The organism is Paraburkholderia sp. RL17-380-BIE-A, from assembly GCF_046028085.1.
Lineage (GTDB): Bacteria > Pseudomonadota > Gammaproteobacteria > Burkholderiales > Burkholderiaceae > Paraburkholderia.
Map to the genome: position 1 here is coordinate 145,109 of NZ_JARESQ010000005.1, position 11,598 is coordinate 156,706.

The window sequence follows — 11,598 nt, forward strand, 5'->3', positions numbered from 1 at the left end:
AAAAACGCCTGCATACGAATGTATGCAGGCGTTTTGTTTTGAGCCGTACCAGCGGGCGCTACCCCCACTGCGCACTGCCTAGTCGCGATCGTTGTGCTGGGTGCGCTGACGCAGTTCGTGCAATTGCGACTCGACCACGGTCGCGTCTTCGGCATCCGGCCGGTCGCCGAGATAACGCTCCAGGTCTTCGAGCGCGGGGCGCAGGTAATCGAGCCGTGCATACGCGAAGCCGCGGTCGCGCACTTCTTCGATACTCTCCGGCAGCAGGATCACGAGACGCTGCTGCACCGCCAGCAAACGCTGCCAGCGTTCCGTCTGAAGATACGTGGACTTCAGGTTGCGCAGCATGCGGGCGATGATCTCGCGGCGCGTGGCCGGTTGCAGCAGCATGCGCAGCGCCCTGCTCACCGATTCGCCCGCCGACGCGACATAAGGCTCCAGCATCTCCACCATCTCCGACTCGGACAGCGAATGTCCGCTGGTCGGATCGAGCATCACGTCGCCGTCGGGCGTGGTCACGCGCAACAGGAAGTGGCCGGGAAAAGACACGCCGCGCGCCGGAACGCCGATCTGCTCAGCCATCTCCAGATACAGCACGGCCAGCGAAATCGGAATGCCGCGGCGCCGCTTGAGCACCGCGTTCAGATGGCTGTTGTCCGGGTCGTAATAGTCGTTGAGATTGCTGGCGAAACCCAGCTCGCGAAAGAAGAACCGGTTCAGAATGCCGACTTTCTGCTTGATGTCGGCGTCGTCCGGCATGCGCCGCTGCAGACGCACCACCAGCTCGTCGATCTCGGCGAGCGTGGCTTGCAGATCGAGGTCGGGATAAGCATCCTGCGCGAGCGAGAGCGCCGCCTCGGTCAACGGAAGACTGTCGTCTTCGGCAACCAGCGTGCTGAAATAGTCGAGAACTCGCGTCATCGTGATCACTTCGCTCGCCTTTTGAAATACGCGTACTTGAAGCCCATCAGCCAAAGCATACCGAAATATAGCGCGGCGAACAGAACGAGGCACGCTGCGAGCAACGCCATGCGGTCGACCGGCCGGCTATGCAAGCCGATCCAGTCGAAGCTGATCGCCAGCCAGTGCATCGCGCCAGCCAGCACGAGGCAGGCGCCGAGCAACTGCACGAAGAATTTGAGCCAGCCGCTCGACGGCGTATAGATGTCGCGTTTGCGCAGGCCGAGAAACAGCAGCAGCGCATTACCGCAAGCGCCGAGCCCAACGCTCAGCGTCAAACCTGCATGAGCGAAGATCGGCACGAACAGATAGTTGCTCAACTGCGTGAGAATCAACACGCCGACACCGATCTTCACCGGCGTCTTGATGTCCTGCTTGGCGTAGAAACCCGGCGCGAGGATCTTGATGAGAATCAGGCCGATCAGCCCGACGCCGTACGCGGACAGCGCGCGAGAGGTCATCACCACCGAGTTGCCGTCGAACTTGCCGTAGTGGAACAGCGTGGCGGTCAGCGGCTCTGCGAAGAAAAACAGCGCGACGGCGCTCGGCGCGGCGAGCAGAAAGGTGACGCGCAAGCCCCAATCGAGCAGCGACGAATACTCGTGCGGATCGGCGTCGACGTGCGCCTTCGAGAGGCTCGGCAGCAGGATCGTGCCGAGCGCGACACCCAATAGCGCGGTCGGGAACTCCATCAGCCGGTCGGCGTAGTTGATCCAGGACACCGCCCCCGGGCCGATGCGCGACGCGATATTCGTGTTGATGATCAGGCTGATCTGCGCGACCGAGACGGCGAACATCGCGGGCACCATCTTGGACAGCACGCGCTTCACGCCGCGATGCGCGAGCGCCTTCACCGGATTCAGGCCGATGCGCGGAATCATGTCGATCTTCTTCAGACCCGGCAGTTGCACGACGAACTGCAGCACGCCGCCCGCGATCACCGCCCACGCGAGCGCATAGACCGGCGTTTGCAGGCGCGGCGCGACGAACACGGCGGCGACGATGAACGCGACGTTCAGCAGAACCGGCGCGAATGCGGGCAGCGAGAAGTTCTTGTACGTATTCAGCACGCCCGACGCCAGCGACGTCAGCGAAATGAAAATGATGTACGGGAACATGATGCGCGTCATGGTGACCGCGAGCGCGTACGCCTGGCCCTCGTGCGCGAGGCCCGAAGCGACGATGAACACCACGCCCGACGCGCCGACCACGCCGATGAGCGAGAGGACGGCGAGCGCCCAGGCGAGCACCGTCGACGTGGCGTCGACCAGCGCCTTGGTGGCGTCATGGCCTTGCTGATTCTTGAACTCGGCGAGGATCGGCACGAAGGCCTGCGAGAACGCGCCTTCAGCGGAGATGCGGCGCAACAGGTTCGGAATGCGGAAGGCGACGTAGAACGCGTCAGTGTATTGACTGGCACCGAACGCGCGTGCGATCAGCGTTTCGCGGGCCAGTCCGGTCACGCGCGACAGCAGCGTGAAGCCGCTGACCGTCAGCAGGGCTCGGAATAGATTCATGGGGCGCTTATTATACGGGTGCCGCAAGTGCGGACGACGAGCCGGAACGCGATTCGGACCGATTTGCCGCGCAGACGTTCGATCCGACAGGCGGATTGGCGCGTTTTTTGTGGTCCGCCCGCGCGGCGGCGCCCTGTCGGACATGCCCCGCAGCCCACTTCCAGACGGACTCCGGCCAGACTTCGGCCGGCCGCCCCAGCATCGCCGCCAGCCGGGCGCCAGGCTTTACGCCACGGGGCGGCAGGACTTCGTAGCGCTTTCCCGTTGCCACGTGCCTGATTTTGTTGCTATAATCGCCGGTTTCGAAGCTCGCTCAACTTTCAGTCTATTTCCAGACGAGGCCGCGGCCGGCGACACGCCACCTGCGAACATCCTCGAATAGCCCGAAAACACAGGCCTGCCTTCACGTAGTCCGATCGATTTTTTTCGACACTTTTGCGCTCTTGGGCAATCGCTTCCAAGAGTTCGATCTAAAAGCAGCACCTCACCACTTGAAGGTCAGGTACTGGAAACAGGAACAGGATAAGGAACCGTCATGGCTAACTCCGCACAAGCACGCAAGCGCGCCCGCCAGGCCGCCAAGGCAAACTCGCACAACTCGGCACTGCGCTCGAAGTTCCGCACGGCTATCAAGGCTGTCCGCAAGGCGATCGACGCCGGCGACAAGGCTAAGGCCGCTGAGATCTTCCAGGCATCGTCGAAGACCATCGACATCATTGCCGACAAGAACATCGTTCACAAGAACAAGGCTGCTCGCCATAAGAGCCGCCTCGCTGCAGCCATCAAGGGTCTGCAAGCGTCCGCAGCGCAGTAATTCCGGTCAGCCCGCTTCGGTGGGCTACCTCCTGTTTCCGCTGCACAGAAAGGCCCGCCTCGGCGGGCTTTTTTGCTTGGCACCGGCGCAGGCCGATGGTGCGCCCCACTCGCCGATGCCGATGCTTCGGCCGCAAAAAAACCCGCTGCTGGCGGGTTTTTGTTTTTGCCGACTCGACTGGCTTGCGCCTTAGCGCGTGTTCTTGGTCTGCTGCGTGCCATGCTCCGGCGGCAACTCGCAAGCCTCGGTCACGATAAGGTCGTTGTCTTTCGCGAAGTTGAGGACGAAGTCGAAAGCCATCGGCTCGATGTCACGCAAGCGCGAATCGAGAATCACGCATTTGAGGTCGCCGAGCATGGTCGGCCGGACGTAAAGCGAGTACTGCATATAAGCGTTCGGCCCCTTCCTTGCACCGGGGCCGAAGCATGCCATGACGCCTGCGAGGCGCTCCGACCAGTCGCTCGGCCGAAACTTTTTTCCCGTCGACGTAATGCCCTGAATGAAATATTCGGTTGGAGCTGCTTCGGCCATGTAGGAATACCTGTGTGACTGCCCAGCGGGATGACGGCAAAGCGAACGGCGAAGCGGCTTTGAATTGCCTGGACTCGCCGACCATGCCGCGATGGCGAACCACACCACCAGAACCGCGAAGGGCCGGCTGAGCCGCCTTTGCGCTTGTCATGACGGCACACCGCGAGCAGGCCTTTCCGAGCCGCGCGAGCCGTGTCCCGCAAGCGAAATACCGGCCTGCTGGGCTTTGGGATAACCCGTAGATTATAGCGCAGCGGACCTTTTTCCGCAGCGCACACAAGACAAGTCTGAGATATCGGCGACGCTTTCAGCCGGCTTACCTGGCCTTTTGGCCGACTCGTCAAATCGGGCGAAATCCTTTATGCTGCATTGAGTTACCACAAACGACGGCGGCGCCGTCCGGCAATCCTGCCGGGTGAGACCGCCGTATTTGTTTCATGACCGCCAAGAAAATTCGCCACTACCTGCAGTTCAAGCATTTCTCGCTGGAAGACTACGAGTACGTGCTGGAACGCGCGCGCATTCTGAAACGCAAATTCAAGAACTACGAGACCTACCATCCGCTGCACGATCGCACGCTGGCGATGATCTTCGAAAAAAATTCGACACGCACGCGCCTGTCGTTCGAAGCCGGCATCTTCCAGTTGGGCGGTCACGCCGTTTTCATGAGCACGCGTGACACGCAACTCGGCCGCGGCGAACCGATCGAAGACGCAGCGCAAGTGATCTCGCGCATGGTCGACATCATCATGATCCGCACGTTCGGCCAGGACATTCTCACCCGCTTCGCCGAGAATTCGCGCGTGCCGGTAATCAACGGGCTGACCAACGAATATCACCCGTGCCAGGTGCTGGCGGACATCTTCACGTACTTCGAGCATCGCGGTCCGATTCGCGGCAAGACGGTTGCGTGGGTCGGCGACGCCAACAACATGCTGTACACGTGGATCGAAGCCGCGCAGATTCTCGGCTTCAAGCTGCGACTGTCCACGCCGCCGGGCTACAAGCTCGACCGCGCCATGGTCGCCGCCGAGAGCGCGCCGTTCTACGAAGAATTCGACGATCCGAACGAGGCCTGCACGGGCGCCGACCTCGTGACCACCGACGTCTGGACCAGCATGGGCTTCGAGGCCGAGAACGAAGCGCGCAAGAAAGCCTTCGCCGACTGGTGCGTCGACGCCGACATGATGGCGCGTGCCAATGCAGATGCGCTCTTTATGCACTGCCTGCCTGCCCATCGCGGCGAGGAAGTCAGCGCCGAAGTGATCGACGGCCCGCAAAGCGTCGTGTGGGACGAGGCGGAAAATCGTTTGCACGTGCAAAAGGCCTTGATGGAATATCTGCTGCTCGGCAAGCTGAATCACTGAGCGAGCCGCTGCCCGGCATTTAATGCAGCACCTAATGCAGCATCTGCGTGTAGCGCGACGGGGCCTTGAATACGAGGCAAGGTGTCCACGTTTAGCGCCACGCATCGAGCCGGCGTCCACTGCTCAAGCGGACCCGGCTTCATCACCGCACTGCCCCAAAAACGCGGGCAACCGGCGGTTTAGTGTCAAAATAGTGGTTTCCCGCGCTCCGGGACCGCCGGCGCGCCTTGTTTTCCCGCTTTCTCCAGCTACGAGTTCACCATGAGCGATATCAAGAAAGTCGTGCTCGCCTATTCGGGCGGCCTCGACACCTCCGTCATCCTGAAGTGGTTGCAGGACAATTACGACGCCGAAGTCGTCACGTTCACGGCCGACATCGGCCAGGGCGAAGAGCTGGAACCGGCGCGCAAGAAGGCCCTGCAACTCGGCATCAAGCCGGAAAACATCTTTATCGAAGACCTGCGCGAAGAGTTCGTGCGTGACTTCGTGTTCCCGATGTTCCGCGCCAACACGATCTATGAAGGCGAGTATCTGCTGGGCACGTCGATCGCGCGTCCGCTGATCGCCAAGCGTCAGATCGAAATCGCGCGCGCCACTGGCGCACAAGCGGTCTCGCACGGCGCAACCGGCAAGGGCAACGACCAGGTTCGCTTCGAACTCGGTTACTACGCGCTGGAACCGGGTATCAAGGTCATCGCGCCGTGGCGCGAATGGGATCTGCTGTCGCGTGAAAAGCTGCTCGCGTACGCCGAAAAGGCTGGCATTCCGATCGAAATGAAGCACAAGCAAGGCGGCGCGCCGTATTCGATGGACGCGAACCTGCTGCACATTTCGTTCGAAGGCCGTCACCTGGAAGATCCGAAAGCGGAAGCGGAAGCCGATATGTGGCGTTGGACCGTGTCGCCGGAAGAGGCGCCGGACCAGGCTGAATACCTCGACATCGAGTACGAGCACGGCGATCCGGTTGCGATCAACGGCAAGCGTCTGTCGGCCGCGGAAATGCTCACTGAGCTGAACCGCCTGGGCGGCAAGCACGGCATTGGCCGTCTGGATCTGGTGGAAAACCGTTACGTCGGCATGAAGTCGCGCGGCTGCTATGAAACGCCGGGCGGCACGATCATGCTGAAGGCGCACCGCGGCATCGAGTCGATCACGCTCGACCGTGAAGTGGCTCACCTGAAAGACGACCTGATGCCCCGCTACGCGGCGCTGATCTATAACGGCTACTGGTGGAGCCCGGAGCGCCGTGCGCTCCAGGTGCTGATCGACCATACGCAAGAGAAGGTCAACGGCTGGGTGCGCGTGAAGCTGTACAAGGGCAGCGTGTCGGTCGTCGCGCGCGATTCGAAGGAAACGCTGTTCGACAAGACCATCGCCACTTTCGACGACGACGGCGGCGCTTACAACCAGGCCGACGCTGGCGGGTTCATCAAGCTGAACGCACTGCGTATGCGGATTGCGGAAAACGCTCGCCGCCAGCGCGATTGATGAAGCACGGCTTGGCAGCAGGCTAACTTCGCGCTAGCGAAGTTCAGCGCCGAAAGGCGCGGCCGAAGCCAAACGCAAAAAAGGCGCCGGGAGGAAACTCCCGGCGCCTTTTTTATCACCAACACATTCGCAACAACACGTCCGCACCGACCAACCCGACTCAACCCATCACAAACAAACCGGCTCCGCCTCCAGCTCCACCCCAAACCTCTCCAGCACATCGCGCTGAATCGCTTTCGCCAGCGCCAACACCTCCGCGCCGCTCGCGCCGCCGCGATTCACCAGCACCAGCGCCTGCCGTTCGTGCACGGCCGCCGCGCCCATCGCGCGACCTTTCCAGCCGCATCGATCGATCAGCCAGCCCGCGGCAAGCTTCACCCGGCCATCCGGCTGCACATAGGACACGACTTCCGGCTCCCGGAGCTTCAGCGCCTCGAACTGCGCCGCCTCGACCACAGGATTCTTGAAGAAGCTGCCGGCATTGCCGAGCTCCAGCGGATCGGGCAGCTTGGCGCGCCGCACCGCCACCACCGCATCGAAGATAGCCTGCGCGGTCGGCGGCGTATCGGCGTGGCCGTTCGCGGCCAGTTCGCGAGCGAGATCCGCATACCCGGCGCGCGGCTGCCAGACCTTCGGCAAACGGAACGTCACCGACGTAATCACGAAACGCTCGCGCCCTTCCCGCTTGAAAAAACTGTCGCGATAGCCGAAGCGGCAAGCCTGCGCGTCCAGCTCGACCACGGCGCCCGTGGCCAGCTCCACCGCGCGCAGCGACGCGAAACGCTCGCACATCTCCAACCCGTACGCGCCGATGTTCTGGATCGGCGCCGCGCCCACCGTGCCCGGAATCAGCGCGAGGTTCTCGAGGCCAGCCATGCCTTGCGACAAAATCCAGGCCACAAACTCATGCCACGGCTCGCCGCCGGCCGCTTCGACGTACCATGCATGATCGTCTTCACGTACCACGCGGCGGCCCCGCAGCGCGACCAGCAACACCAGGCCGCCAAAGTCGCCGGTCAGCACGACATTGCTGCCGCCGCCGAGCACGAGGCGCGGCAGCCCGGCTGCGCGCGGATCACGCACCGCGGCCATCAATTGCTCTTCTCGCTCGATGCGGCACGCAAACTGCGCGCGAACATCGAAGCCGAAGGTGTTGTGCGGCTTCAGCGGATAGCCGGCAACGAACGCGGCAGATTCGGAGTGGGACATCGGAATGAGAACAGTGAAACGACGAATGAAACGACGAAATAAGCAGCCTATGAAAACGGCTTCGGACCCGGGCTGCGCGGCAATGCGCGGCGGCCTTGGGCAAAAGGGAGCGGCGTCGGTAAAATGACGTCCGGTCCGTGATTATAGCGAGTGCCTCATGAGCAGCCGGCCGGCTGCGTCGCGCACCGCAGCACTATTGGGAGAAAGCAATGCCATCGTTTGACGTCGTCTGCGAAGCGAACATGATCGAAGTCAAGAACGCGATCGAGCAGTCCAACAAGGAAATTTCAACGCGCTTCGACTTCAAAGGGTCGGACGCGCGCGTCGAACACAAGGAAAACGAAATCACGGCCTACGCGGACGATGATTTCAAACTCGGCCAGGTAAAAGACGTGCTGCTGTCGAAAATGGCCAAGCGCAACGTGGACGTGCGCTTCCTCGACTACGGCAAGATCGAGAAGATCGGCGGCGACAAGGTCAAACAGGTCATCAAGATCAAGAAAGGCGTGTCGGGCGATCTGTCGAAGAAAATCGTGCGCCTCGTGAAGGACAGCAAGATCAAGGTCCAGGCGAGCATTCAGGGCGACGCGGTGCGCATCACCGGCGGCAAGCGCGACGATCTGCAAAGCGTGATCGCCATGCTGCGCAAGGACGTGACGGACACGCCGCTCGACTTCAATAACTTCCGCGACTGATGCGTCGGCGCGCGAACGCCGCGCGCCAATGCATCAACCCGTCAGACGTCGCTCCCCGCCGCCGGCTTTGCCGCCGCATCCGCCTTCTTCTTGTCGCCAATGCGGCTCTCCTGCCCGCGCATCAGCTTGGCGATGTTGCCGCGATGGCGCCACACCAGCAGCGAACTCATCACGACGATCGCCAGCGCGATGATATGCGGCCCGAACAGGAAGCCGTCGAAGATCGGCGCAAATACCGCCGCGGCCAGCGCCGCCAGCGACGAATAGCGCGTGAAGAACGCCACGATCAGCCAGGTCAGCAAGGTCGCCACGCCGAGGATCGGATTGATCGCGAGCAGCACGCCCGCCGCGGTCGCCACGCCCTTGCCGCCTTTGAAGCGGAAGAAAACCGGGTACAGGTGACCGAGAAACACGGCAACCGACGCAATCGCCACCGAAGTCTCGTCGAGCCCATAGCGCGCGCCGAAATGCACGACGAACCACACCGGCAGCCAGCCCTTGAACGCGTCGCCGATCAGCGTGAGAATCGCGGCCTTCTTGCTGCCGCTGCGCAGCACGTTGGTGGCGCCCGGGTTGCCCGAGCCATAGGAGCGGGGGTCGTCGAGGCCCATCGCGGCGCTCACGATCACGGCAAACGACACCGAACCGATCAGGTAGGCAACGACAGCAACGATCAGGTTTTGCATCTGGGACTCTTAAAAGGATCGGCGGTCTGAAACTCGATACCCCAACCGCAACAGGGCGCGCAACTCGGAACAAAGCGGCGCACATTCTACCGAACGCGCGCGCCCGGAAAACATTCAGGCAAACGTCAATCGACGCTCGCGCACTGAACCGCCTTTGCCGCCAGCAACGCCGTCAACACCTTCGGCTCGATGCTGACCAGGAAACCGCGCCGCCCGCCGTTCAACCAGATCTTGTCCATCTCGAGAATGCTCGACTCGACATACACCGGCATCTGCTTCTTCGTGCCGAACGGCGAGGTGCCGCCGATCAGGTAGCCGGAATGCCGGTTCGCCACTTCAGGCTTGCACGGCTCGACGCGCTTCGCGCCAATCTGCCGCGCGAGGTTCTTGGTGCTGACGGTGCGGTCGCCGTGCATCAGCACGATCAGCGGCTTGGCGTGCTCGTCTTCCATGACCAGCGTCTTCACGACGTGATGTTCGTCCACGCCGAGCTGACGTGCCGATTCTCCGGTGCCGCCATGCTCGACATAATCATAAGGATGTTCGCCGAAAGTGACGCCGTGGCGGCGCAGAAACTGCGTGGCTGGCGTTTCGGAGACGTGTCGGGATTTGCTCATCGGCGCATTGTAATGGCGACTTTCCGCAACGGCTATTTGCTGAATGGTCAATTGTGCGGGACCGGCGATTATGGCACGATCGTTCGAAAATATTCCGGCGCACCGCACGCCGGGCAACGAGCCGTTCCAAGGAGACAGCGTTGAACCCAGATTCGTCCACCCGTTCCACGATCGACATTCCCGCGCTGCTGGCCGCCCTGCCCGCGCGTATCGCCGACATTCCGGCGCTCGCCGCCGCGCGCGATCCGCAGCATATCGCCTTGATCGAGGATGCGCGCCGTTTGAGCAGCGCGCAACTGCTGCAAGCCGTCGACGCCGCTACCGCGCTCCTTCGCGAATGGGGCTTGCGTGGCGGCGATCGCGTGATGATCGTCGCGGAGAACAGCATCGCGCAGATCGTCCTGCTGTTCGCAGCCGCGAGGCTCGACGCGTGGGCGCTGGTGTCGAACGCGCGCCTGTCGGCGGGCGAACTCGATTCGATCCGCGCTCATGCGCAGCCTCGCGTGGTCGCCTACGCCACCGAAAGCTCGACCGATGCCCAGCAGCACGCGCAGCGGCATCAAGCCAACGCGGCGCCGGCTATCACGCCGGACATCGGCGCGTGGTCATACAGCGTGGACAACGCGGCGATAGCCGAACCGGTCGAAGCTGAAAACCACCGCCAATGCGCCGCGCTGATTTACACCACCGGCACGACCGGCGCACCGAAGGGCGTGATGCTCTCGCATCGCAATCTGCTCTTCATTGCCGCAATCTCGAGCCGCCTGCGCAAAGTCGGCCCGGACGATGTCGTTTATGCCGTGCTGCCGATTTCGCATGTCTATGGCTTCGCGTCGGTGTGCCTGGGCAGCCTGCACGCAGGCGCGACTTTGCGGCTCGTGCCGCGCTTCGCGCCGGATGCCGTGCGCCGCGCCCTCGCCGAAGAACGCGTATCGATCTTCCAGGGTGTGCCGGCCATGCACGCCAAATTGCTCGAGCATCTGCACACGCACGGCCACACGTGGTCCGCGCCGCGATTGCGCTTCGCGTATTCCGGCGGCTCGCCGCTCGACGCCGCACTGAAAGCGCAGGTGGAAAGCGTCTACGGTCTGCCACTGCACAACGGCTACGGCATGACCGAGAGCAGCCCGACCGTGTCGCACACCATGCTCGACGCGCCGCGCAGCGACTGCTCGGTCGGCGAGGTCATTCCGGGCGTCGAGGTGCGTTTCGTGGGACTCGACGGTGTCGATGCCGCGAAAGGCGAGATCGGCGAGCTATGGGTGCGCGGTCCGAACGTGATGCTCGGCTACTACCGCAGCCCCGAGCAGACGCGTGCGGTCGTGACCGAAGACGGCTGGCTCAAAACCGGCGATCTCGCGCGCCAGGACGCGGACGGCGCCTTGCATATCGTCGGGCGCAGCAAGGAGTTGATCATCCGCTCGGGGTTCAATGTGTATCCGGCCGAGGTCGAGCATGTGTTGAACGCGCATCCGCAGGTCGTGCAGTCGGCGGTGGTCGGGCGCGCGGTGGAAGGCAACGAGGAAGTGGTGGCGTTCGTCGAGTTGATGGCCGGCGCGGACGTCACGCCCGCCGAATTGATCGACTGGTGCGGCGAGCGTCTCGCGCCGTACAAGCGGCCAGCCGAAGTCAAGGTACTCGCCGCGTTGCCGGCTGCATCGACCGGCAAGATTCTGAAGCATCGGCTGCGCGAGTTTCTCTGAACGAGAGCCAA

The 11,598-nt window shown here is 62.7% G+C and carries 11 protein-coding genes; 5 read left to right on the plus strand and 6 right to left on the minus strand.

The genetic code is table 11. The features are described from left to right. Nucleotides 1–78: 78 nt before the first annotated feature. Together P0D68_RS10215 and murJ are read right to left on the minus strand one after the other, a co-directional pair. Complete coding sequence (locus tag P0D68_RS10215) at nt 79–921, minus strand: SirB1 family protein (protein ID WP_091801044.1); 843 nt, start codon at nt 919–921, stop codon at nt 79–81. Between the two features lie 5 nt (nt 922–926). Then, on the minus strand, nt 927–2,477 hold the full coding sequence (murJ, locus tag P0D68_RS10220) for a murein biosynthesis integral membrane protein MurJ (protein ID WP_408186048.1): 1,551 nt from the start codon (nt 2,475–2,477) through the stop codon (nt 927–929). A gap of 535 nt (nt 2,478–3,012) precedes the next feature. Here murJ and rpsT point away from each other — a divergent pair. Next, nucleotides 3,013–3,291, plus strand: coding sequence for a 30S ribosomal protein S20 (gene rpsT, locus P0D68_RS10225; protein WP_012434165.1), 279 nt, complete (start codon nt 3,013–3,015; stop codon nt 3,289–3,291). 189 nt (nt 3,292–3,480) lie between these two features. Here rpsT and P0D68_RS10230 read toward each other — a convergent pair whose 3' ends face one another. Then, nucleotides 3,481–3,822 carry a DUF3579 domain-containing protein gene (locus tag P0D68_RS10230; protein ID WP_091799568.1) on the minus strand — a complete coding sequence of 114 codons (342 nt, stop codon included), beginning with the start codon at nt 3,820–3,822 and terminating at the stop codon, nt 3,481–3,483. A 437-nt stretch (nt 3,823–4,259) separates the two neighbouring features. Between P0D68_RS10230 and argF the strand changes: the two genes are divergently transcribed. Then, a complete protein-coding gene (argF, locus tag P0D68_RS10235; protein WP_408296077.1) occupies nt 4,260–5,189 on the plus strand; it encodes an ornithine carbamoyltransferase in 930 nt (309 codons plus the stop codon). 261 nt (nt 5,190–5,450) lie between these two features. Beyond that, a complete protein-coding gene (locus P0D68_RS10240; protein WP_091799562.1) occupies nt 5,451–6,677 on the plus strand; it encodes an argininosuccinate synthase in 1,227 nt (408 codons plus the stop codon). Between the two features lie 168 nt (nt 6,678–6,845). Here the strand turns inward: P0D68_RS10240 and murB are convergent, their stop codons facing one another. Beyond that, nucleotides 6,846–7,886, minus strand: coding sequence for a UDP-N-acetylmuramate dehydrogenase (gene murB / locus P0D68_RS10245; RefSeq protein ID WP_408296073.1), 1,041 nt, complete (start codon nt 7,884–7,886; stop codon nt 6,846–6,848). Nucleotides 7,887–8,095: 209 nt separating this feature from the next. Here murB and P0D68_RS10250 point away from each other — a divergent pair, with 209 nt between their 5' ends. Next, the gene (locus tag P0D68_RS10250) at nt 8,096–8,581 is read left to right on the plus strand and encodes a YajQ family cyclic di-GMP-binding protein (protein WP_007180572.1); all 486 of its coding nucleotides are present in this window, start codon (nt 8,096–8,098) and stop codon (nt 8,579–8,581) included. Nucleotides 8,582–8,622: 41 nt separating this feature from the next. Here P0D68_RS10250 and plsY read toward each other — a convergent pair whose 3' ends face one another. After that, a complete protein-coding gene (plsY, locus tag P0D68_RS10255; protein WP_408186046.1) occupies nt 8,623–9,267 on the minus strand; it encodes a glycerol-3-phosphate 1-O-acyltransferase PlsY in 645 nt (214 codons plus the stop codon). Nucleotides 9,268–9,392: 125 nt separating this feature from the next. Further along, a complete protein-coding gene (gene ybaK, locus P0D68_RS10260; protein ID WP_091799554.1) occupies nt 9,393–9,884 on the minus strand; it encodes a Cys-tRNA(Pro) deacylase in 492 nt (163 codons plus the stop codon). Between the two features lie 140 nt (nt 9,885–10,024). On the opposite strand from ybaK, the gene P0D68_RS10265 reads away from it, so the two are divergent. Beyond that, entirely contained in the window at nt 10,025–11,587 is a 1,563-nt protein-coding gene (locus tag P0D68_RS10265; protein WP_408296068.1) for a class I adenylate-forming enzyme family protein, read from the plus strand. The last annotated feature ends 11 nt before the right edge of the window (nt 11,588–11,598 follow it).